Origin of the sequence: Hoskinsella mucinilytica (assembly GCF_045223415.1) — a bacterium.
Taxonomy (GTDB): Bacteria; Bacillota_I; Bacilli_A; order Erysipelotrichales; family Erysipelotrichaceae; genus Hoskinsella; species Hoskinsella mucinilytica.
This window is the reverse complement of sequence record NZ_JBEQZJ010000034.1, coordinates 20,604-44,715: the sequence shown is the minus strand read 5'-3', so window position 1 is coordinate 44,715 and position 24,112 is coordinate 20,604. Positions and strand designations below refer to the sequence as shown.

Below are 24,112 nucleotides of genomic sequence, written 5' to 3'. Positions count from 1 at the left end.
ATTATATTTTTTGGCCAAATTCTTCAAATTTCCTTTCATTTTGATCCTTGGGATGGTTATTTTATTGCTGTCACAAGCTTATATCACCATAAGGTTATATGATTAAAATATTTCATAAAATTTTATCAAATGTATAACACAAAATCTAAATAGTAACTCTTGATAATAAATTAAACATAAATAAAGTGATAAATAAATATACGATAAAAACGCAAATTTAAATCATGAATGGGACAAATTTTTTCAATTTTTAAATTATAAAACAGAAAAAAAGATCATACCTTTATGTATGACCTCTAATCTTCTTTATCGGATGCTGCTGCATCTTTGCTTGGTAACTTGAAAACCTGTTCACCAGGTTTGCTAACCATATACTTACCTCTTGCATATCGTTGAACATAGGTAGGATCATTTAGCTTCTCTATTTCATCAGTCAGCTTACCTTCTTCTGTCTGCAGCGTGGATATTGACGCCTGAGATTCAGATATTTCATTTCGAAGATTCATCGTAGTTATAAAATCTTCAGCTGCAAGATAAATTAGAAAACAGGAGGCAATGATTGCTGCTAAACTAAAGAATGTCCGAATTGGGTGTTTCTTCTTTTTTGGTTTGCTTGTTACGTTTTTTTCTGGCATTCTTTCTCCTCCTTTTGATAAACGCTTTCGCTGGTAATCTAATTATACCAAGGATTTTTGATTTTACAAGAAGAAGTTTACGACAAAAAGGCCGGAATAATTTTTTGATTCCTGTAAAAAATTGAAGAAAGACAGCTAGATAAAAGCGATAATAAATCATAATACCTAAAAGAAATACCAAAATAAGGTATAAATTGGTAATTCCACCATTGATATAGAACAATCCATAAAACATTCCTGCTGAAAATATGATAGGATACAAAAATTCCATTGCTGCTTTTAAAAAGCCAAAACGAAATGCTTTTTTGAAAGAAACCAGCATACTGAAACCAAAGGCAAATATCCAACCAAGCAGGAAATGATAAAGAATAGATTGAACCTGTGTGGCAAGAAGCATTACTTAAAGATTTTACTTATCATTGAATCTGAATTTTTGCCTTTTTTGTTACTTACATACGATAGGGATTCAATTAAACCTCGTATGATGACATCCCCTCTTTCTGTATCTAGCTTACCCAGCGTCAAATCTTTTCCGCTGATCACCATCCATCCTTGTGCTGTTTCCAACAGAAATTCACTGGCATCAAAGCTGTCAATCTGTTTTACTCCTGTAATTTCCAGTATTTTACGATCCTTAATCACAACATTATGATAAGGATTGGTTTCAAAACGCAAAGGGTTGTTTGTTGTATCTTCCATTATTGATAACCTCCTTTTTCTCTACATCATATGGCTGAAAAAAAACAGATAGAACAATTCTAACTGTTTTTCTTCTTTTTTATTTTATCGATGATAAGAATCAAGGCTTCACTTAGGATGATAGTGCCCAATGAATAGATTCTTACTTGTTGTAATGTTTCTGTTGTATCAACCTGAAACATAAGATGATCATAGATTTGTTGCATTTCAATAGCTAACTTTTCTATCATAGTATCTTTGATGTCATAGCTACTATCCTTTGCTTTATCACTAATTACTTTTACAGCTTGCTTTTGAATATCCAGTGAAGAAGTGTTTTGCTTGATATTATCCAATGTAACAACATCTTGAAAACTATCCTTATCTAATTTTAATTCTTCAGCTATTACTTGATAGTTCTTTTGAATCTCTTGTAAAATGATATCATTATTTCTACCGGCTGATTGATAAAGTGATGGTATCCATGTTGTGATAGCTAGTAATATGCTACTAAATAAAATAATATACAATATATTTTTAATTACATTGTGAAATTGTAACTTCATCTTACATTCCCCCCTTTTAGTAAAGGTCCAGATACATAAGAAGCGTAGACAAAATAACGATCAGGAGTATCTGCTACATCAAATGGATAACAGCTGTACATAATAAGATATTCTGAATTATCATCCAAAACATTAGCATCAAAATCTGTTGCTGCCATAATTTCAATATCATATATTTTATAAGTATAGGTTCCCCATTCGGTTTTAATGTTAACGATATCATCTTTTTTCATATTTTGTAATTGATAAAATTCTGTACCATTATGACCCGCTAATAGAATTGGTTTCCCTTGACCGGGTAATCCACTTCCCATATAATGTCCAATACCAAGATTCAGAATTACATCATTGTCGCCATAATACAACGGCTTTTTAAAATTCACACGATCAACAGAGATGGTTGCATATGCATCTCCTTCTTTTGGTATCGTAATGGATGATATATCAATTTTTTCTTCTGCATTAGATAACTGTGTTTTTACTTCCTTTATCACTTCAACATTTGCGGTTTTTCCTTGTTCATATTGTGTTTGATAGATATTTTGAAAATGAACACGTAGAATAGAGACGATTACTATACATATGATGCATGAACAAACAATAGTGATTAAACGCAATAATAAATTATTTTTCTTATTCAAAATGATGCCTCCTTCATGTTCTATATTATACCATGTAACTTCACAAGAGGAATATTCTTATTTAAAAAAATAAATATATATCTGATATGAAAAAAAACCATGGTTTAGAGTCCTCATGGTTTCATTTATGGAAGCATTTAAAGTACATTGTCTTCTTTTTTGATTAATTTTTCTTCCAGTATCTCAAACATTAATGCAGCATCATTTTTATTTACCTGTTTTGGAGTAGATAAAACTCGTATGGTCAACTCTCGGTATCCGAATATTACCTTGATCGTATCCTGTGGTTTTACATCTGTACTTGGTTTTGCAATCTTTCCATTCACATAAACACGCTCATTATCTGCCAATTCTTTTGAAACAGTTCTTCTTTTTAGAATACGAGCAGTTTTTAAATATTTATCTAGACGCATCTTCTCACCTCTACTCCAATAGTTTATCATTTATTGTTGCTGTTGGCGAGATAAAAGTTGTACAAATGCTTCTAAAGCATAAGTTTCCTCTAAAGTCAGTTCTTTTTTATCAAACAATACGACAAAAGCTCCATACCAATCACCATAAGCATTGATTGGATAGATCATTCCTTGATATCCTTTCAAATCACCCTCATAAACTTTAGATTCCTCAAAAATCTTTTTTCTATGAATATGGCATTCTTCTAAAAAAGAATCTCTCAAATGGATATTTTTTTTATGTAGCCAATCTTCTTGGATAAACATCACGGTATTTTGATACATTGCATGTAGTGTATCACACATAATATCAATTTCTTCCATATGCTTGGACATGACATCAAATTTCTGTATTACAATGCGATCATTATCTATGAAAAATTCAATAGAATCTCCTTCCTTTAAGCGATATTGTTTTCTTATTTCCTTGGGAATCACCAGTCGTCCCAGATCATCCAGTCTTCTTACTATACCTGTAGCTTTCATTTCCATGACACTCCTTCACTCACGTATTGATAGTATGCTCATGTGTTTTTTTAATATACAAATGAATTATTTTGCGCTTTTAGTCGCATGTTTTAGAAAAAGTTATCTTATATATGTAATATTAACTATATTAAAGTAACCTTTAATAAATAAAAAAAGTAGAATAAATATGTCATAAGAAATAGGAGTGATAAATATGATAAAGACAACGGGAGATGCTTGTTGCGACAGAATCCACGAATTGTGTGAGGAACGCAAAATTTCATTAAACAAGCTAAGTAACATGTGTGGAATGACTCAGTCAACATTGAGTAACATTACTTCTGGTAGAAGTAAGAACCCAACAGTTTCCACAATCAAAAAAATCTGTGATGGATTAGATATCACATTGACACAGTTTTTTGAATCAGAACATTTTACTGGGCTTGATCAAGAAATTAAGTAAACGGGCAGAAAAAACCAGACCTCAATTGTGTCTGGTTTTTTCATACCTTTTTAGGTAATGATCAATCAAAATGATGTTGTTTTCCATAAACAGGATTTCATATCTACTTTACCATTTGTCAAAAAAACTACATCTTCAGATTCTAATAAACTTCGTTGTTCTTCCCAGCCGTTTACTAAACTTCCATCAGCATGAACAACACGATGACATGGATAATTTCCAAACAAATGAGCATTTCTTAACGCTTTTCCTACCAAACGACTATTTCTAGGTCTACCTGCCAAGGTAGCTATCATTTGATAACTTGCGACACAGCCAATTGGTATTTCTTGTACGATAGCATAAACATTATAAAAGAATAATTCATCCATATAGTCACCTCCATGGCTTTAAAACAGCATAATCATTTCATACCATACAATGATATGAAAAAGAGTAAGACCTATATATATCGTTTCTATAGGTGATTTGTCTTTTTTTATGATATGATCTGAGTAAAAAAGAAATAAAATATCTAACATAACACTCAAGATTGCTAATCCTCCAAGTAAGGTTGCTTCTAAGGTATTATTTTTGATTTGATGGATAGAAAAGCTTATCAAAGTAATCATGATACATATTGTAATATTACAAATTAATAATATCATAGAAGGCATTGCTTTTTTCGCATGCTGTCGATCAATTTCATGTCTAAAAATTTGATTTCGATATCTTACATTTGATAAAAACAGAGTAGTGATGAAATAAATGATAAAAATAATCAAACTTAAGTATGGCATGAATAAGTAATGATTAACAAAGACAAGAAGATAAGACAGAACTGTTAACAAAAGATAACAAGATACAAAAGAAATTTGTATGAATACTAGCATATCTACTACACCATTTAAATCATAATCAATGCTATCATCAAAACCGGAAATCATACTGAAATCATCATTTACGATTGCAGTGCGAAATATAATGATGAGCATACCACAAAGAAAACTTTGCATTACGATAGGAAATATACATGAGGCATCTATCCCATTTTGCAAAATGGTAATCATAAATACAATGCTAATGATGAACCCTACGAGATATCCTTTCATAATATGGTTAAGCTTCGCTCTTTTTTTATCATAACGAGTCCCATTGATCAAGTCTTCAACCTCGATGTGAAAAATTTCCGCTAACGTTTTTATACTATCAATATCAGGTTCATTGATACCTCTTTCCCAACTACTTATGGTTTGTCTTGTCATACATATTCGATCCGCAAGATCTTGTTGAGAATATTTTTCTTTTTTTCTATAATGAAGAATATGTTTACCTATTTCACTCATTTTAGACATCTCCTTGTTTATATAATAAACGAAATAGGTGGATGAGTCTAGTATATAGGATGGAAATGAATCGTTGCTTATACGATATACAATTGTTTATGATAGCGATATCATTTTCTATTGCAGTAAGATCATAACAATGCTATAATGATTTTGTCGCTAATTAGCGCCATTCACCTTCTGGTTTCTTTTTCCATTTTTTCTTTCTCGATTTTAGCATCTAGCCAGTGCTGATATGATCTTAATTCTTTATGATCAAATATAAGAGACCAGAAATGAATGTATTATCAAAAGATGTAATCGAACTAGAAAGAAAGGTGGTCAATGAACTATGCGAACGATGAAACGAGCAATTACAATGTTACACCGTAATAAAAAGGAATCGTTATCCTTTATTATGACATTAACCTTATCGATTGGGTTATTATATTTATTCGTTAATCTACAAAGTGCAACTTCAACATCAAACACCATCAATTTAAGTGAAGGTAGCACTACAGATCTTATCATGTTGATATTTACATGTGCCATTGCGTTGATCTGTGCTTTTAATTGTTTCTTATCTAATACCTATTTTCAAAAAGCAAAAGCTAAAGAGCTTTGTATTTATTTATCTATTGGGATGAATATCGTTGCTTTAGCAAAATATCTATTCATTCAAAATCTTATCCTACTTTTGATTTCTACTTGTCTTGGTGGCATTCTTGGATTAATATTGAATCCAATCATTAATTTATTCATTTCACAATTGATATCCATTTCTATTCCTATTTTTAATATTACCTTTACAGGAACGTTAACTTGGTTGGCAATTCTATTGTTTGAATTTATTTTTATGGTCATGTCCACAGTTGGATATGCCTATCGTACTGAATTAAAAGATTTACTAGATGATAGTCATCGTATGACCCTCGGTGATTCAAGAATGATCAAATTATCAGAAAAAGCCTATATTATCTTTTTTATTTTAGGCCTTATTTTTATTCTTATTGTACCGGCTGTGTCCTCCTTATGTATGCTAGGATGTGTATTTGGTATTTTTGGGTTACAGGGCATTCTTCGTTATGCAATACCACAACGTATTGAAGGAATGAAAAATATTCATCGCAATCTTATACCTGAAACCATCATGATTTCAGGTGGTATCTATTCTATATTAAAAAATACCGGTTTTTATATCTTGATGCTATTTGGAACATTACTTTTTATGAGTTGTTTTCTAATTACATTAACAATTGATCCTTATATTCAGTCTATTTTATGTATCGGATATTTACTTCTCTTATTCATGATGAGTATTAGCATTTATTACAAACTTATCTTGGAGGCTAAAAAACAGATCAATGAATTTTATCATTTGCAGTTGCTTGGTTTTTTGAAAAAAGATTTGAAAAAAATACTTTTAAAACAATTGACATTATTCTTTACCATGATCATAATTGCGACATTACCTTATTGTCTTTTGATATGTATTAAGTTTATAATTGCTGAATCTGTTAGTATCTGGCTTTGTTCATTTATTGTATGTAGCTATATCATCATATTAATGATTTTCGGTTGGATTACCAGAAAATCTTATTGTGATATTGTTTTAGGATCATCAAAGGAGGAAAAATAATATGGAAGAAAAAATCATTGAAGCAATCAATATAACAAAAGTTTATGGTAGTCATTATGAAAAAAGTAACATTTCAGCAAATCCTATGGCTGATGTTTTTCAAAGTAAAATAGCAGAGGTATTAAATACAGTACCCCCTACGATTGCATTAGATTCGGTTAACCTAACCATTTACAAGGGAGATTTTGTTTGTATCATGGGGCCATCTGGTTCTGGGAAAACAACATTATTAAATGCGATCTCTACCATAGATCCTCCAACTAAAGGAAAAGTATTGATTGAAGATAAAAATATTCGTAAAATGGGAGAAATAGAAATTGGTGATTTTCGTCATCAATATCTTGGGTTTATCTTTCAAAAATTCAACCTATTAGATAATTTGACCGTATTTGAAAATATCGCCTTACCGCTTACGATATCTAAGAAACTATCTGATGAGGTGATAGAGAAAAGAGTTATAGAAATATCAGAAAAGGTCGGTATCAAAGCATTATTGGATAAATATCCAACAGAATGCTCCGGTGGTCAATGTCAGCGTGTAGCGATAGCAAGAGCCTTAATTACAAAGCCTAAGCTGATCGTAGCGGATGAACCTACCGGTAATTTGGATTCAAAAAATTCACATGAGATCTTAACATTGTTAAAAAAGCTAAATCAAGAAGATGAAGTTACTATTTTAATGGTTACTCATGATGCTATGATTGCCAGTTATTCCAAACGTTTATTGTTTTTAATTGATGGAAAGATCGATCAAATATTAGAACGAAATCAGAGAAAACAGAAAGAATTTTATCATCAAATCATGGAGGTTACTTCTCATGAAGCGATGGATCTATTAGAAGATGAGTAATCACGTTAAGTGAATGCTCATCTTTTTTTACAATAAAATTGATATGTAAAAAAACATCCATAATTGAATATAGATGTTTTTGTATACTATGTGAAAGACAAATGTTCTGTTCTTTCTAATATTTCAACCATTTTATAAAGCCAATCTCTGCTTTTTGGTAATTTCATAGATATTTTACTATTAACATAACGAATTTTAGTGTCTTTGGATATGGTCGTCATCATTTCAAATAATTTGACACCGTCGATTCTTGTAGACCATGCACTGGTAAAGGTTACATTAACAAATTTAGGTTCCTCTATGATATTTTCTACATGAGGCTCATTCAATAAGATATCCAATCGTTTCTTTTCAAATAAGAGCTGTACTGCCTTTGGTAGTTTACCATAATTATCCTTTATCTCATCTTGCATATCTAAAAGTTCTTTTTTAGATGTAATGGCATCCATTCTCTGATATAAAGTGATTTTTTCATAATCTTCTGTCGCAAAATCTTGTGGGATATATGCATCTACTTTGATATTCGCTTTTTTCATAACAGGTTTTTCTTCTTTTTTGATACCTTTTCGCTCCATGATTGCACTATTCAGCATTTCTATATACATATCAATTCCGACAGTATCAATAAAACCTGCTTGTTGAGGTCCCAACATATCACCGGCACCTCGAATCGTTAAATCCCTCATTGCGATTTTATAGCCACTACCAAGTTGAGTAAATTCCTTAATAGACTTCAAACGCTTCATAGCCACTTCACTAAGTTGCTTATCCGGAGAATACATAAGATAAGCATAAGCAAGTCGATCACTTCTACCAACTCGTCCTTTGATCTGATATAGCTGACTCAATCCGAAATGGTCTGCATCCTCGATCAAAATGGTATTGGCATTAGGAATGTCTATTCCCGTTTCAATGATGGTAGTACATACCAAGACCTGATATTGATTATCAGTAAATTGCATCATTACATCTTCAATATCTTCACGATCCATTTTTCCATGGGCTACACCGATTTCAATATCCGGTAATGCCTGTTTCAATTTAGATGCGACATTATAGATTTCTTTAACATTGTTATATAAATAAAATACTTGTCCATTTCTTGCAAGCTCACGCTGGATGATTTCTTTGATCATAGAAAAGTTTTTCTCTATCACATAAGTTTGTACAGGCATACGATTTAATGGTGGTGTATCAAGCTGTGATAATGAACGAATGCCAATCAAAGACATTTGTAATGTTCTTGGTATCGGTGTTGCACTTAGGCTTAAAACATCAACACTATTCTTTAATTCCTTGATTTTTTCTTTATGCTCAACACCAAAACGCTGTTCCTCATCGATGACCAATAATCCAAGATCCTGATATACAACATCCTTGCTTAATAATCGATGTGTTCCGATCAAAATATCAATGGTACCATCTTTAAGACCTTCTAATATTTTTCTTTGATCTGCAGTCGTAATGAATCGATTGATCACAGCAATCGTAACCGGGAAATTTTCAAATCGTTTTACAAACGTCTTATAATGTTGTAAAGAAAGAATGGTAGTAGGACAAAGGAACGCCACCTGTTTATTGTCTATTACCGCTTTAAATGCTGCACGAGCTGCTACTTCGGTTTTCCCAAATCCAACATCACCACATAACAAACGATCCATTGGTTTAGGACTTTCCATATCTCGTTTGATTTCTTTCACTGCCTTATACTGGTCTGTTGTTAATTCATATGGGAAATCCTGTTCAAATTGTTCTTGCATAGGAGTATCCTTACTAAATGCAAATCCAATATTTTCATCACGATTGGCATATAGATGAATCAAACGATCTGCCAATTCAGCGATTTTTTCACTAACCTTTTTCTTCGTCTTCTCCCAATCATTACTTCCTAGCTTATTTAATTTAGGAGAAGCTCCTTCTTTTGATACAAATTTACGAATCAATTGGAATTGTTCTAAAGGAACCAATAATTCAGCATCACCTTTATAAACAATATGTAAAAAATCCTTATGAATTCCATCCATTTCTTTGTTAATGATTCCCATATAACGGCCAATACCATGTTGGTTATGGACTACATAATCACCCGGATTTAATTCTTGATAGCCATGTAATACTTCTGCTTCTTTAAATTTATTGCTATAACGGCTAGCTTTTTTTATGGTATGAAATAGTTCTTTGCTGGTATAAACATTGATATTCTCTTTTAAACAAGTAAAGCCTTCTACCAATTTCTTTTTCAAGATAGAAATGCCTTCTTCTAAGCTATCAGAATCTGATACATGATGATATTCTATATTTTCTTCCTTCAGAATTTTTTCGACTTGAGGTATTTCTTTTTCATCTAAACATAATAAAACCTTACGTCTTCTGGATTCCGTGATTATTTCCTTCATTGTACGTTCTAAGTTGATATCACCTAAAGCCATTGTCATGATTTGAGAAGATACAGGTTTTTTATAGTCTTGAAACAGACCAAATTCAATGGTTTGATGTTTACCGAGCTGTTTGTTTAAATCTTCAAATACTTGAAATTTATATAATGATTGCCCTTCTTGAAATAATTCTTGTAAATAAGCTACATTTTCTTCTAAAATATGTTTATTGGCTTCTTTTACCTCTTCCTTACTGGAAACGATGATCCAAGCTTTTTTCATATAATCAAAAATAGTCGCATGTTCATCTAAATAAGCATAGTAACGATATAATCGACTTTCTGGGATACGATTTGCAATTGCATCTAGATCTTCATTTACTCGCTCTTTCAAAATGCTACGATAGCTTTCATGTAGCTGTAGTTCCTGTTTTTTTATTTCATCATTCACACGTTCACAAATCATCGCAATCTCATCATCACTAAACAAAAGATCACTTGCCGGAACGATATGTGCTTCTTTGATTACTTCGATCGTTCTTTGTGTAGAGATATCAAAAAAACGAATACTATCTATGAGGTTATCAAAAAATTCAATTCGGATCGGATGTTCATAATTCATAGAATATACATCGATGATACCACCTCTTGCTGCATAACAAAGCGGCTGATCTACACGATTGACATGTGTATATCCTGCTTCAAATAATAAGTGTTTTAAAGAATCATATTCAATTTCTTGATCTGTTTTTAACGAGATAAAATGCTGTTGAAACCTTTCAGGCGAAGGTACATAACGAATAGCAGCTGCCGTATTCATCACAACGATCCTTGGTGTTTGTTCCATCATCTTTGCCATTACTTCCATTTGATTTGCTTTACTTTCCGGTGACGCTGCGATTGCTTCTACACGCAAGGAGTCTTCCATAACGAAAAGCAGCACATCGTCCTCTATTAAGGCATTCAGGCGCTCATAGAGCTTTTGTGCTGTATAGGTATTATTCTTAATGACATAAATAGATTTAGGTTCTTCACAAAATGCTGTCGCAAGTAGTAATGCTTCTTCGCTTAAAGATAGGTTTCCTAGATTACTCTGTTTATGTAAGATACTTTGTACTGCTTCATTTTGTTTTAGTTCATTCAATAAGATATTCATGACATCACCTATTTCTTATTAAAACGGCTCATGGTATCCACAAAGCTATGAGAAATAGAATAAATTGCTGCATCTTTTGCCATGCATACTGCTTGATGATAATCTTCTAATTCCTCTTTTCGTATCTTTCCCAACACCCAATCAACAACAGGTACTCGTGAATCTTTTCCGATTCCTACACGAATTCGTTTGAAATCCTGAGTATGTAAATGTGCAATGATGCTTTTTACACCATTCTGTCCACCTGCACTTCCTTTTTCACGTAAACGGATCTTACCGATCGGCATATCCATATCATCATAAATAACAAGGATATCTTCTAAATCGATATGATAAAATTTAACAGCCTCAATGACAGCTTCCCCGCTATTATTCATATATGTCTGTGGTTTCATTAACATGACTTGTTCACCATGAATTCTAGTAGTCGCAATCAATGATTTGAATTTTTTTTGTTCTATTTGAACTTGACATTCCTTAGCCAGCTCGTCCATGACACAAAAGCCGGAATTATGTCTTGTATTTTCATATTCCTTACCTGGATTACCTAATCCAACGATCAATTTCATTTTCATCACCTCAATAGCTAGTACATGATACCATAAAACTACAAGAAATGCATTGAGAAAAACACTTTTTTCATAAGTATTCATTATTTTTTTATTATGTATCCTTAATATCTCATACAAGCTAAGTTGATAAAATCAAAAATACATTACAGTTAAAAAAATGGCTGAAATTATCGTTATTTATATCTATTATATAAATAAGAAAGATGATAAATTTTTTATTTCTACCTTTTCTCTCCTACTTTATTCTGTTATGCTTACTATATAATCGTTTTAACATCGTTTAAAAAGAAAAAATAGAATTGAGAAATAAAATAAGATTGATATCATCAAGAGTGTTAGGTTAATATTTTCGTTTCATTACTTTTCACAAGATTATATGATGGAGGAGATATGGTATTAATGGGCAATTATGATCGAATCAGAAAGATACTAAAGGCTTTTTTCGTAATGATCATTATTATACTAATTGGAATTTCAATTATATTTTCCATCATGTTTGAAAAAACATCTAGAAGTAATCTTACTGTAGAAACATTATGTGAAACTTATAAGCTTGGACTTTATGACATCGATATTGGGCAAGTCAGTAAACATCAAGGTTTTTTCAAACAACCCTATTATCAGATTCATATGCTTTTAAATAATCATACTCAAGTACTTTTAAATATAAATTCAGATAATAAAAATTTCGATGATGAAGTTATAAGTGATACCATCACCATTGATATCAAGAAAATTAATGTTACATTAATAAGAAATCGTTTGGGAACTGATGAATATGAGACTTATTTTCAATATAAAAATGATGTTGCTGAGTTTAATGGTATCATCACAAAGCAAGAGGATCATGAAAGCAAATTCAATCATGATAATTTACTTGAAATATCACAAATATTGGAAAAGATCATAGGAATGTAAAAAAACAATACAAAATCCTAGTAAAAAAAGCCAGTTAAATTCATTGTGAAGAATTTCTGACTATTGTTGTATCACTAGGCTATAGAAACCACTATATTAACAGAACCTAATTGTAGTGACTATTATATCGCACTTCAGTTGATGTTGACAATGGATATTTCACAATATCAAAGATACTTTGGACTGGCTTTTTAAAGATTGTTTTCTGCTCGATTTTCAGTTCGCCCAAAATCTATAGAAGCTACTGGATAAGAATGACAACACCGTTTTCATCCTTTTTTCAGCCTTTAATGTACAGTGTATGTTTATTATCCTCTCAAGGATACTTTTACCACCTAGTTGTATTCTATATCAGTCACACAAGAAAAGCATTGATTAAATTAGTCAATGCTTTCATCTACTTTCATTGTATATCGATTTCCTCCGGCAGTTTTTGAACAATACATAAGGCGATCAGCCTCTTTGAACAGCTTATTGTAATCCCATGCCTTAGAAATTACCTGAATACCGATACTGACTGTCATATCAATTCCAATATTGTTAATTTTTATTGCTTGTATACTCTTTAATAACATAAGTGCTTTTTCTTCTATATAAGGCAAAGAAAGAATATTTTTCATAAAGATACAAAACTCATCTCCACCGATTCTTCCAATATAGTCAATCTCTCTTGTTTCTAATTTTAAGATATCCACCACATCTAATAATAATTGATCACCGGACAAATGCCCATAATTATCATTGATGGATTTAAATTTATCTAAATCTATTACAAACATAGCCATATATTGATCATCTTTAAAATACTTTAATTCTTCTTCCACATGCTTTTTAAAAGCCGTTTTATTCAATACCTTTGTGAAATCTTCAATCTCATTATTTTTCATAAGCTCTTCATTTTTCTTTACGATTTCCTTTTGTTGATAAAGTGTTTCTTCTAATTCTATTTTTGTAATCAAACTTTTTCGTAAATTTTGGCGCCATCGTTCATCTTCTTTTTTCTTATCAACATAATAGTCATACAATGCTTGATAAAGAACTCTATCATCTTGAAATGTAATGCTCATTTGTATCAAATAATCATTTAATCTGGAAATATATTTATAGTCTGGATACTCCTTTATAATTTCTTGCATTTTATGATAAACATTTTCACATAAAGTCTTATTTTCTATTTCAATACAGATTTTAAATACATCATTCAGATTCTTTAGCGTATGAAGTTTATCTGCATTTTTATTTACATTATCTAATAAAATCAAAACTTTCTCATAAATTTCTGATTCATTATGTTCATAAAAGGATTGATAGATCTGATATAACAAATAATCATCTTTTACCGTCTGATTATCATATTTTTCTAAGTAATAATCTAAATAAGGTATCCATTTTTTATATTCTTTTATATGTTTCATTTTCATACAACAACCAACGATATTTATGATATTAAAACCATCTCTTTCTCTCATATCTTCATAATCGTTGATGTTTCTTCGTTCAATACTTTTCAAAAAATAATCATATGCGATTTCATATATATTTAAGTTAAAGAATAAAACTCCTAAGTTATTTTCAATGATGTATATATAATCTAATTCAGGATGATTTAATGCAATGTAATAGGCCTTTAATGTATATTCTATTGAAGTAATCTCATCGCTGAAAGATCCATATAAAACACCGGCAAGATTATTTAATACCATTTCATAGAAAGGGTGATCGATAAATTTACATAATTGTAATGTATTTAATACGATTTTTAATGCTTCATTAAATTCACCTTTTTGATAATGACCGCTCGCAATATGGTAATTTGCGATGACTTGATAATATTTATTATTTTGTTTTAAAGATTCATCTAAGAGAAGTTGGGCATACTGCGCTAAATGCACTAGATCTTTGTCATCTTTATACCTATTCATTTGAAATTCTATTTCTTTTAGGTTCAACACAATCGCTCACTCCTTACATGTATAGGTACAGTATATCAGAAATCTAACAAATATGAAATTAACCAGTAAAAATAATTTCAATTTCATATAAAAAGAGGAACCTTTTTTCATTAGAGTTCCTCTTATTGTTTTAATTTTTATCTGCGCTATAACAGATTTTTAATCTTCTTTGATTTCCTTCTCCTTCGCTTACTGTTGAAATATGCTTCATATTGGTTAGACAATTATGAATTGCTTTTCTTTCATCAGCAGGCATTGGATCAAGGACAGCATCAGTTTTTGTTCGCTGTACTGTTTTTGCAACCCTGATAGCCAAAGAAGTTACCTTTTGATACTTCTCTTCTTTATATCCATTGATGTCAATCAGAACACCGATACGGCGCTTAAACTCACTGGAAGCAGCAGATTTTAACACATTATTCATAGATTGCAATGTTTGTCCATTTTTACCTATCAAAATTGCATTATTTTCTGCATCGATATTTACATGGAAGAAACCATCTTCTTCCTCAACCTCTACTGTAGCAGGCATGTTGATACCATCGAAATAAGTCATCATGTATTCTTTCATGAATTCTTTGATATCTTGATCACAATACACACTAGCTGTGACTTTGCTTCCAAGTCCAAGGAAACCACTTGTTTCCTCTAGGACCGTATAGGTTAGATCTTCTACATTCACACCTTTATCAGCAGCGGCTTCTTTCAACAGTTCCTCCAGATTTTTACTGGTATATGTTTTCATAAGAAACCTCCTAGTCTTTAATGAAGAATTTGTGAATAACAATATTCTGGATTACTCTGGCAAGAGAGTTTACCAACCAATAGAATGACATACCCAATGGCCAGTTAATCGCAAAAATCGCAATCATACCTGTACTCATGTACATCATCATATTCATAGAACCCATCATACCCTTTGGCTGATTCTTTGGTTCTGCGTATTTCTTTTCTTTCACATGACTCTTTTTCTTTCTACGAGCTTGTAGCCATTGTGGAAGCTTAAAGGAAATCAACTGGAACAATACCATCAATATAAAGATTACGATTGGCGCAACATGTCCGCCTGTAAATCCTTCGATTGGTGTATCTACTAGAGATATTCCCATAAAGTCACCGGTTACAACACCATATGCACGCATTGTTGCCTGATACATACCAAGAATAACTGGGAACTGTATAAAGGTAATAATGATCGTACCAAATGGATTGATCTTATATTTACTATATAATTCCTGTGTTTCTTGTGCTAACATCATTTTACTACGTTGATCATTTTTTCCCGCATATTTTGCTTGAATTCTGTTCATTTCAGGCTGTAGTGTCTGCATTCGCTGACTTGCGACCTGAGATTTGATTGAGAACAGGAAGATCAACAATTGAATCAATAACGTTGTAACGATGATACCAACACCACCATCACTAAAGCTTGCGACCCAGTTGATCAACTGAGCGATCGGATAAACGATCAATCCATCAAACCAACCATCATCCATGATTTCACCGAAGGAAGTACCCTGGATCGTGATTAGATCATCATCCTTTAAATCCTTATATTGCTTTTCTACTTCTTCATTGTGATCTGTATTGACCTTTCCTTTTTCTACTTGTACTTCTTTGATAGCAATAATCTTATCGACAAAGGTTCTACCTTTTTGATCACGGGGAACACTACACCCAGTTAACGTAATCATCATCAACATTGCTACTAGGAGAAGTTTCTTTTTACCTTTTAGAATACTTTTCATCTGTTATTCTCCTCACTATTTTTGTCTACCTTTATATTTTAACTTTTTTAACCAATCTTTCCAAGAGTTTTTTGTTGTTTTGGTAACTTTCTTCATGATATTTCGGACGAACAAGTATAATCGTATCAAAATTCTCATCAAATGTATAAATATCATGTACCATTTCACGCACCTGACGTTTTATTTTATTACGTACAACAGCATTTCCCATACGCTTTCCAACAGAAAGTCCTACTCTTGCGTGATCTTCTTTTCTTGGTTTAACATAGATAGAAAAGGAAGGACAAGCAAAGAATTTTTTATAGTTCATAATTTCAGAAAATTCTTGTGATTTTTTCACTCGAAATTCTTTTTTCATACCATCACTTTCCTTTCTATAAAAGTTATAACATACTACATCAAAAAAATCGCCCGAAGGCGACTTTTTATGCTGATAACACTTTTCTACCTTTGCTACGACGACGTGCTAAAACTTTACGTCCTCCAACAGTAGCCATTCTGGCTCTGAATCCATGTGTTTTCTGGTGTTTTCTTTTGCTCGGTTGATATGTTCTTTTCATAAGAGCCACCTCCACTTCTTTTCATTTTTATACAAATTGAGCATTGCTGTTAAATTATACATAAATTCAATAGTAAAGTCAATAAAACATATAAAGAAAGTGAAATTTCTGAAGTGAAATCTAATATCATAGACATCAATTATTTTTTCTTGTATGGACATCTTATATAGAAAAGATAATATATTTTATCATGTTAAAAGATACTTTAGCTTAAATCATCATCAAAAGAAAAGCAAATAAATTGTTTCCTGCATGTATCCCAATAGATACGAGTACAGAATCACTTTTTTCATATGCGATACCTAATACTAGACCTACACCTGCATAAACCAAAAGATAAGCTAAATCGGCAAAATTACCTAAAGTAAAAGAATTCATGACATGTATAAACCCAAATAAAAAGCTACTAATCAAAAGCGCAGGAATATATCCACCATGCTTTCTGATAAAAGTAAACACACCGGCACGAAAAATTGTTTCTTCTAATATAGGAGCAATCATACATGTATAAAAAAAGGAATATAAAGGTGAAATTTTAACATTTTCAATTACTACCTCTTGATTTTGACTATTGCTTGTCTGAGTCAAAATAGAAATAATCGCACTTAAAGCAAAATTAATACATAATATTGCGACGATACTAATAAAAATCATCGTAATACCTTCTTTTTTATGAGCAATAAAGTTTTGAATCGAACTTTTCCAGACTGGCAAAGCAATATAGATTGCAAGTAATGTAATAACAAGATAACTTACCAATAATATCGGTATATTGATCACTACAGCATAAGGGTCTAAAAATAAAGTAATTTTTTTTAATAAATCAGGTAATATCATCGTAAACCCAACGAAATATAATACCAAGAGCAATAACAAACGTTGATAAGACAAAGAGGTCTTTTTTGTTTCTTCTATCATATTTTTACCTCCAATATTGAACTATTATATCATAATCTTTCACACTCTTTTTATGATATGCAAAAAATCCACAAGATATGATAATAATATTTCCAAAGATTTCATCAGTTTTCAACCATTAGTTACACAATACAACAGAAAAAAGTGGAAAACTGAATAGAAAGAATAGGATTTTGTGGTTTTCTACACTAAAAACGACTTATCCACAAGTATTCCACATAGGTTTTTCAAGTAGTTTTCCACATATTGTGGAAACTGTGGATTATGTATAATAGCCTTTATTTATCATCTATTTTGATGTGGATTATCTTTCCACAATGCTGTGGAAAGCCATAACTTTTACACTTTTCCACAAAATGGATATTTCCACAGTGGAATTTCCACTATTTTTCCATGTGGATAATCGTGGAAAACTTCATAAGTCCTTTTTTTATCATGATTTCCACTTGTTTTACTGTGGAAAACTATTTTTCTAACAACAAAAGTAGAATTTTTCCACATAATATAGTAAAATAAAAGCTCAAAGGGAGTTGTCTTATGTCAAATATGGTAAACGAACAATTAGAAGAAATATGGCAAAGTACATTGGCACTGATCAAAAGCAGCAATAAGTTTGATGATGCTGTTTTTAACACATGGTTTAAAGAAGGTGCAGAATTATACGATATCGCAGATGGAATGGCAACGATTGTAGTTCCTTATAAGATATATAAGCAAGTTTTGATGGACAGTATCGACTTCCTTCAAGAAAAACTTTCTCAAGTCATGGAACAACCAACAGCCATACAGATTTTATTAAAAAATGAAGTAGCACAAATGACACCGCAATCTGTGGTAAAAAGAAGAAACGATATACTATTCGAAGATAAAATAAAGAAGGATTATACTTTTGACAGCTTTGTGGTAGGTAAAAATAATAGAGAAGCCCATGCGGCGGCATTATCTGTTTGCTACTATCCGGGTAAATTTAATAATCCCTTGTTTATTTTCGGTAATTCAGGACTAGGAAAAACACATTTATTGCATGCAATCGGTAATTATGTAAAAGAAAATAAACCAGAAGAAAAGGTTCTCTATATATATAGTGAAGACTTTGTTACATTACTGATCGAAGCAATGAAAAATAAAAATGTGGAGGAAGTTAAAGAAAAGATTTGTGAGGTTGATTATCTGTTAATTGACGATATTCAACGCTTGAAACAAAGTACCTCACAAGAAATCTTCTTTAATCTTTATAACAAACTGGTTAATGACAACAAACAAATCGTTATCACCAGTGATATTCATCCCACAGAATTAAAAGGAATAGAAAATCGTTTGATTTCAAGATTCAGTAGTGGCTTATCGGTTTCTGTGGGAAGCCCTGAATTTGAAACAGCGAAAGCTATTCTTAAGAAGAAAATGGAAGGACGCAAAGATGATATCCTAATAGAAGATGAAGTATTAGATTATCTTTCAGAAAAATTCAGCAGTGATGTAAGAAAACTGGAAGGCAGCTTAAATGAGTTATTCTTTAAAGCAATATTATATAACCCGGATACCATTGATTTATCCTTTGCCAAAGAAATATTCAAAGAAAATCCAAGCATTCCTGCTGATGATGTATTGAGTGCAAAAAGCATTAAACAAGCAGTTTGTGAATACTATGGACTTACCAGAACCCAAATCGAATCAAAATCCAGAACCAAAAATATCGCCAATGCTCGTCATATTGCAGTGTATCTATGTAGAACACTATTGAATATGCCTTTTGTGAAAATTGGATTTGAATTTGGAAACAGAGATCATTCAACGATCATGGCATCTTATGAAAAAATGGTCAAATTGTTGAAAGATAAAGAAAGCTTTCAAACGGCGGTCTTCCAAATCAAAAATAAGCTTGGTGTAAAAGATTAGGAGTTTTCAACACAATTCCACATTCACTACACAATGAAAATGTGTTAGAATATACGTAAGTTACAAGGGATTTGTGAGTTTTCCACATTTTCCACAGTACTTATTATTATAGTATTGTAAAAAGAAAAAGAAAGAAGGGAGTCTTACCCATGTATTTTAAAGTATCGAAAAAGAATTTCTATAACGCATTGTCTGTAGCTGCTAGAGCTATATCAACCTTCTCACCGCTACCTGCATTCTCTGGAATCAAGATTGATGCCAAAGAGGATTGCTTGATTTTGACTGGTAGTGATTCTGATGTATCCATTCAGACAAAGCTAATCAAAAGTGATGACTGTACATTGGAAATTCGTGATATGGGAAGCATCGTAATTGAAGCGAAATATATATTAGAAATCGTAAGAAAAATAAATGCAGATGAAATAGAATTTGAAGTGATTGATGGATGTTCTACAAAAATCAGTGGAAATACTGCAGAATTTAGAATCAACGGTATGAGAGCAAATGAATATCCTGCGATAGATTTTTCAAAGCCAAAGGAATGCTTTACCATGGAAGAGGATGTCTTAAGAAGAGTCATCCTTCAGACATGTTTTGCGACAAGTGATAAAGAAACAAGACCTGTTTTGACTGGTGTTAATTTTGCATGTGAAGGAACTACCTTAAATTGTGTTGCGACCGATTCTTATCGACTTGCGAAAAAAATGATAGAAATTAAAGAGAGTCTTCATTTTAACATCACGGTACCAGCAAAATCCTTACAAGAAGTTGTGAAAACTTTGGAAGGTGTCGGAGAAGTAGAAATTGCAGTAAATGATAAGAAAGCTCAATTTATTATCAGCGATACGATCGTACAAACTAGATTGATCGATGGAGTTTATCCTGAAACGAATCGATTGATTCCATTAAATTTTGAATATGAGCTGACCATGGACGCAAAAGATTTACTAGATGCCATTGATCGTGCTAGCTTTATCAAGAATGATGGTGTATCAGTCATCAAATTCTCTTTAAGCGAAGATGAATGTGTACTTTCCAGTAAATCCGTCGAAGTAGGTTCTTCAACTGAGGTCTTAAATAGCGCAAGTTTTAGCGGAGATCGTTTGGAAATCAGTTGTAATGGACGCTATGTATTTGATGCGATCAAAGCATTGAATGGATCTTTGGTAAAATTTAGTTTATGTGGAGAAATGAAACCTTTTATCATTCAATCAGTGGATGATGATTCTGTTTTACAATTGGTATTGCCGGTTCGTACTTACGCATAACATAAGAATAAGAAAATGACTTTCCATATGTGAAGGTCATTTTTATAATAACTAGGAGGAATCATATGAAAATAATTGATTATGAACAAGGAGTCATAGGTGTGATGAGTGCGATTCGAGATCATTTCGGAATTCCTGTTTACCACACTCAAGATGAATCTATAAAAACATGGTTACATCAACATCAAATTCAACAAGTTATCGTTTTGTTGATAGATGGTATGGGAGATCATCAAATACATAAACATTGCGATGAAACAGGGTTTTTAAAGACGTATCATGCGAAAACTTTAGATACAGTATATCCACCTACCACAGTGGCCGCCACAACGTCTATATTGACTGGAAAGCACCCATGTGAAACCGGTTGGTTAGGATGGCAACAATATTTTTCAGATATCGATCATCATATAGAAATGTTTTTCGGTACAGATTTTTTTACACATGAGAAACTAGAAAAAAGGTTTTCTTATCAAAGACTACCAATCAAAACAATGATCGAAGAAGCAAACGAAATAGGTATTCAGGCTACGGAATATTTTCCTTACTGGAAAAATAACGGAGCGAAAACTTTTAAAGAACTATGTGATACTATCGTAAAAGAAAGCGAAAGCAAAAGCAAACAACATCAATTGGTTTATGCATATTGGGATGGATATGATTCCTTTATGCATGAACATGGTCAATCCGCAAAAGAAAGCGTAGAGATGTTAAGAAGTTTTGACCAGATCTTAAATCAAACAATGACACAATTATCTAAAGATACAGGATTGATCATTCTTGCAGATCATGGACATATTGACGTAACTTGTAAATATCTTATAGATTATCCTGATTTATTGGAATGCTTTTCACACCTTCCTGCACTAGAACCTAGAACGATGGCTTTTTATATCAAAAAAGAAAAAAAGGATATATTTAAAAAGTTATTTTTATCCTATTTTAAAAATGATTTTAAATTATTTACAAGAGAAGAAGCAGTAGCGATGAAACTTTTCGGAACAGGAACATCTCATCCGAAATTCGAAGACTTTTTGGGTGATTTTGTTGCATGTGCTATCTCATCAACTGATTTATACTATGATAGATCGATCATAGTAAAAGGTTCTCATGCCGGTTTCACTGAAGAAGAGTTACAAATACCATTGATTCTTTATCATGGTGTTGCTTAAAGATTGAAAAGCTGATTGATTTTTTTAATAGTTTAGTTTTATAATGAAATTAAAATGGAGGTAGCGTTATGACATGGCAGGATTATGAAAGAATGGTTTCTGGAAAGCTAGTATCTTTTGGACTTCTTGATGGACACTATGTAATGGAGCGCCTGATTCAAAGTAGTTTGGCTTTTGATTTCTACAAGATAACAAAAGAAGAGTTTGATTCATACGAAGATTGGTGGATGGATGAAGAAAAAATCATGGAAATTCGTTTGAGAGCACCATGGTATAGAGGTTTTTATGGTCATCAAGAATTTCGTGAAATGTAGTCATAAGCACTTTGGTTGGATAAAGAAGTCTTATTAGTAGATAAGATTTCTTTTTTTGTCTGATTGATATGTCAGATATTAGGTAAAATCAATAGAAAAAAGTCGATTATCGTAAATAGTTTTTCACATAGAAAAAAATTTCTAAAAAGGTCACGAAAACATAGAGAAAAACTAACAAAAACGCCCTGAAATATGATATAATATAGAAGCATGCGAAAGAGGTTTTGTGATGGAAATAAAGATAAACAGTGAGTATATTACTCTAGGTCAATTATTAAAAATGACGGATTTTATTCAAAGCGGTGGTGAAGCAAAATTTGCAGTGAAGGAGCTTTCTATCGAAGTGAATGGAGAAAAAGAAAATCGACGTGGAAGAAAACTACGTCAGGGTGATGTCATCGTGATCGAGGGTAAGAAAATGAAGCTTATATGATGCTTTCGGCAATCAGTCTTCATAATTATAGAAATTATGAAACAGAGAAGCTTTCGTTTTCAAAAGGCATCCAGTTATTAACTGGTAAAAATGCCCAAGGAAAAACGAATTTACTGGAGGCAATTCTTTATTTATCGACAACAAGATCTCATCGGACAAAGGATGATCAGGATTTGATAAAGAAAGGCTGTGATGCTTTTTTTATTAAGGGACTGATTCAAAAAGAAAATCGTAAGGAAGATATTAGAATCACCGTGAATGAGAAAGGGAAAAATTTGTTTATTTATCAAAACCCTGTCAATAAGGTAAGTGACTTTATTGGTGAATTTAATGCGGTGATGTTTTGCCCGGATGATATGATGCTATTTCAGGCCTCTCCAAGAGTCAGAAGACGCTTTGTGGATATGGAATTGAGTAAGGTAAGTAAAAAGTACATGAATACCTTATTTACTGCTCAGAAGCTCTTAAAAGAGCGAAATTCTTATTTGAAGCAAGAGGTTGTAAATGATACTTATCTTGAAGTGGTCACAGATCAGTTGATCGATGCATCTGTCATCGTGATGAAGCAACGATTTTTTTTCTTAAAAAACCTGTTGTCAAAGTGTCAGAAATTTTATCAACAACTGACACAAGATGATACAAAATTGGATATCGAATATGTGAGCTGTGTAACATTTCATGAAGATGAAGCAGCATTGAAGGAAGAATTGAAAAAGAAGTATCAACGAAATCTTCAAAGAGACAAATATTTGAAACAGACCATGAGTGGTATCCATAAAGAGGATTTTATTTTTAAGCTCAATGATCAAGACATCAATAGTTTTGCATCGCAAGGACAAAAACGAAGTGTTTTGTTAGCAATGAAAATTGGTATGGTGTATATGATCGAGGAAATCATACATGAATATCCGGTGTTGTTGTTGGATGATGTATTTTCTGAGCTAGATGAAACCCGCAAGATGAAACTGTTGACCTTTCTACCGGAAAGTGTACAGATATTTATTACGACGACTGATCAACTGGAACTACAGGATATAGAAACCAGACGGGAAGTATGTGTTTGGAATGTTGATCATGGTACGATTCAACGATGTGAAGGAGGAAATGCGCATGGATGAGAATCAGTTAAAGGAAA

The 24,112-nt window shown here is 32.0% G+C and carries 27 protein-coding genes; 10 read left to right on the top strand and 17 right to left on the bottom strand.

Features of this window, described 5'->3' with window-relative positions; genetic code table 11:
* Positions 1-296: 296 nt before the first annotated feature.
* The 7 genes from UGRO018_RS12770 to UGRO018_RS12740 form a co-directional block, all read right to left on the bottom strand.
* On the bottom strand, positions 297-635 hold the full coding sequence (locus UGRO018_RS12770) for an FtsB family cell division protein (protein ID WP_416326877.1): 339 nt from the start codon (positions 633-635) through the stop codon (positions 297-299).
* On the bottom strand, positions 571-1,032 hold the full coding sequence (yabQ, locus tag UGRO018_RS12765; protein WP_416326876.1) for a spore cortex biosynthesis protein YabQ: 462 nt from the start codon (positions 1,030-1,032) through the stop codon (positions 571-573). Before yabQ ends, UGRO018_RS12770 begins: the two co-directional genes overlap by 65 nt.
* The gene (yabP, locus tag UGRO018_RS12760; protein WP_416326875.1) at positions 1,032-1,334 is read right to left on the bottom strand and encodes a sporulation protein YabP; all 303 of its coding nucleotides are present in this window, start codon (positions 1,332-1,334) and stop codon (positions 1,032-1,034) included. Before yabP ends, yabQ begins: the two co-directional genes overlap by 1 nt.
* Positions 1,335-1,393: 59 nt before the next feature.
* Positions 1,394-1,879 (bottom strand): hypothetical protein, encoded by a 486-nt coding sequence (locus tag UGRO018_RS12755; RefSeq protein WP_416326874.1) that lies wholly within the window; start codon positions 1,877-1,879, stop codon positions 1,394-1,396.
* Complete coding sequence (locus UGRO018_RS12750; protein WP_416326873.1) at positions 1,876-2,520, bottom strand: class D sortase; 645 nt, start codon at positions 2,518-2,520, stop codon at positions 1,876-1,878. Before UGRO018_RS12750 ends, UGRO018_RS12755 begins: the two co-directional genes overlap by 4 nt.
* Positions 2,521-2,657: 137 nt before the next feature.
* Positions 2,658-2,933 (bottom strand): RNA-binding S4 domain-containing protein, encoded by a 276-nt coding sequence (locus UGRO018_RS12745; RefSeq protein ID WP_416326872.1) that lies wholly within the window; start codon positions 2,931-2,933, stop codon positions 2,658-2,660.
* A 30-nt stretch (positions 2,934-2,963) separates the two neighbouring features.
* A complete protein-coding gene (locus UGRO018_RS12740) occupies positions 2,964-3,458 on the bottom strand; it encodes an AbrB/MazE/SpoVT family DNA-binding domain-containing protein (RefSeq protein WP_416326871.1) in 495 nt (164 codons plus the stop codon).
* A 196-nt stretch (positions 3,459-3,654) separates the two neighbouring features.
* On the opposite strand from UGRO018_RS12740, the gene UGRO018_RS12735 reads away from it, so the two are divergent.
* On the top strand, positions 3,655-3,903 hold the full coding sequence (locus tag UGRO018_RS12735; protein ID WP_416326870.1) for a helix-turn-helix domain-containing protein: 249 nt from the start codon (positions 3,655-3,657) through the stop codon (positions 3,901-3,903).
* A 65-nt stretch (positions 3,904-3,968) separates the two neighbouring features.
* Here UGRO018_RS12735 and UGRO018_RS12730 read toward each other — a convergent pair whose 3' ends face one another.
* Together UGRO018_RS12730 and UGRO018_RS12725 are read right to left on the bottom strand one after the other, a co-directional pair.
* Complete coding sequence (locus tag UGRO018_RS12730) at positions 3,969-4,274, bottom strand: MGMT family protein (protein ID WP_416326869.1); 306 nt, start codon at positions 4,272-4,274, stop codon at positions 3,969-3,971.
* Between the two features lie 18 nt (positions 4,275-4,292).
* Positions 4,293-5,228, bottom strand: a complete 936-nt coding sequence (locus tag UGRO018_RS12725) for a helix-turn-helix domain-containing protein (RefSeq protein WP_416326868.1) — start codon at positions 5,226-5,228, stop codon at positions 4,293-4,295.
* 331 nt (positions 5,229-5,559) lie between these two features.
* Between UGRO018_RS12725 and UGRO018_RS12720 the strand changes: the two genes are divergently transcribed.
* Positions 5,560-6,846, top strand: coding sequence for an FtsX-like permease family protein (locus UGRO018_RS12720; RefSeq protein ID WP_416326867.1), 1,287 nt, complete (start codon positions 5,560-5,562; stop codon positions 6,844-6,846).
* Position 6,847: 1 nt separating this feature from the next.
* Positions 6,848-7,696 (top strand): ABC transporter ATP-binding protein, encoded by an 849-nt coding sequence (locus UGRO018_RS12715; RefSeq protein ID WP_416326866.1) that lies wholly within the window; start codon positions 6,848-6,850, stop codon positions 7,694-7,696.
* An 86-nt stretch (positions 7,697-7,782) separates the two neighbouring features.
* Here UGRO018_RS12715 and mfd read toward each other — a convergent pair whose 3' ends face one another.
* Positions 7,783-11,226, bottom strand: coding sequence for a transcription-repair coupling factor (gene mfd / locus UGRO018_RS12710; protein WP_416326865.1), 3,444 nt, complete (start codon positions 11,224-11,226; stop codon positions 7,783-7,785).
* Positions 11,227-11,234: 8 nt separating this feature from the next.
* Positions 11,235-11,795 carry an aminoacyl-tRNA hydrolase gene (gene pth / locus UGRO018_RS12705; protein WP_416326864.1) on the bottom strand — a complete coding sequence of 187 codons (561 nt, stop codon included), beginning with the start codon at positions 11,793-11,795 and terminating at the stop codon, positions 11,235-11,237.
* A gap of 393 nt (positions 11,796-12,188) precedes the next feature.
* On the opposite strand from pth, the gene UGRO018_RS12700 reads away from it, so the two are divergent.
* Entirely contained in the window at positions 12,189-12,716 is a 528-nt protein-coding gene (locus UGRO018_RS12700; RefSeq protein ID WP_416326863.1) for a hypothetical protein, read from the top strand.
* 380 nt (positions 12,717-13,096) lie between these two features.
* Here the strand turns inward: UGRO018_RS12700 and UGRO018_RS12695 are convergent, their stop codons facing one another.
* The 6 genes from UGRO018_RS12695 to UGRO018_RS12670 form a co-directional block, all read right to left on the bottom strand.
* Entirely contained in the window at positions 13,097-14,668 is a 1,572-nt protein-coding gene (locus UGRO018_RS12695; RefSeq protein WP_416326862.1) for a GGDEF domain-containing protein, read from the bottom strand.
* A gap of 130 nt (positions 14,669-14,798) precedes the next feature.
* On the bottom strand, positions 14,799-15,413 hold the full coding sequence (locus UGRO018_RS12690; RefSeq protein ID WP_416326861.1) for a Jag family protein: 615 nt from the start codon (positions 15,411-15,413) through the stop codon (positions 14,799-14,801).
* Positions 15,414-15,423: 10 nt separating this feature from the next.
* Positions 15,424-16,416: a YidC/Oxa1 family membrane protein insertase gene (locus UGRO018_RS12685; RefSeq protein ID WP_416326860.1), complete on the bottom strand. Its 993-nt coding sequence runs from the start codon at positions 16,414-16,416 to the stop codon at positions 15,424-15,426.
* 31 nt (positions 16,417-16,447) lie between these two features.
* The gene (gene rnpA, locus UGRO018_RS12680; RefSeq protein WP_416326859.1) at positions 16,448-16,774 is read right to left on the bottom strand and encodes a ribonuclease P protein component; all 327 of its coding nucleotides are present in this window, start codon (positions 16,772-16,774) and stop codon (positions 16,448-16,450) included.
* A gap of 67 nt (positions 16,775-16,841) precedes the next feature.
* Positions 16,842-16,976 (bottom strand): 50S ribosomal protein L34, encoded by a 135-nt coding sequence (gene rpmH / locus UGRO018_RS12675; protein WP_008977969.1) that lies wholly within the window; start codon positions 16,974-16,976, stop codon positions 16,842-16,844.
* A gap of 210 nt (positions 16,977-17,186) precedes the next feature.
* Positions 17,187-17,894: a CPBP family intramembrane glutamic endopeptidase gene (locus UGRO018_RS12670; RefSeq protein ID WP_416326858.1), complete on the bottom strand. Its 708-nt coding sequence runs from the start codon at positions 17,892-17,894 to the stop codon at positions 17,187-17,189.
* 537 nt (positions 17,895-18,431) lie between these two features.
* Here UGRO018_RS12670 and dnaA point away from each other — a divergent pair.
* The 6 genes from dnaA (at position 18,432) to recF (ending at position 24,095) form a co-directional block, all read left to right on the top strand.
* Positions 18,432-19,790, top strand: coding sequence for a chromosomal replication initiator protein DnaA (gene dnaA, locus UGRO018_RS12665; protein ID WP_416326857.1), 1,359 nt, complete (start codon positions 18,432-18,434; stop codon positions 19,788-19,790).
* A gap of 149 nt (positions 19,791-19,939) precedes the next feature.
* Complete coding sequence (gene dnaN, locus UGRO018_RS12660) at positions 19,940-21,058, top strand: DNA polymerase III subunit beta (RefSeq protein WP_416326856.1); 1,119 nt, start codon at positions 19,940-19,942, stop codon at positions 21,056-21,058.
* 65 nt (positions 21,059-21,123) lie between these two features.
* A complete protein-coding gene (locus tag UGRO018_RS12655; protein ID WP_416326855.1) occupies positions 21,124-22,230 on the top strand; it encodes an alkaline phosphatase family protein in 1,107 nt (368 codons plus the stop codon).
* 68 nt (positions 22,231-22,298) lie between these two features.
* The gene (locus UGRO018_RS12650) at positions 22,299-22,544 is read left to right on the top strand and encodes a hypothetical protein (RefSeq protein WP_416326854.1); all 246 of its coding nucleotides are present in this window, start codon (positions 22,299-22,301) and stop codon (positions 22,542-22,544) included.
* Between the two features lie 229 nt (positions 22,545-22,773).
* Entirely contained in the window at positions 22,774-22,977 is a 204-nt protein-coding gene (gene yaaA / locus UGRO018_RS12645; RefSeq protein ID WP_416326853.1) for a S4 domain-containing protein YaaA, read from the top strand.
* Positions 22,977-24,095, top strand: a complete 1,119-nt coding sequence (gene recF, locus UGRO018_RS12640) for a DNA replication/repair protein RecF (protein ID WP_416326852.1) — start codon at positions 22,977-22,979, stop codon at positions 24,093-24,095. Before yaaA ends, recF begins: the two co-directional genes overlap by 1 nt.
* The last annotated feature ends 17 nt before the right edge of the window (positions 24,096-24,112 follow it).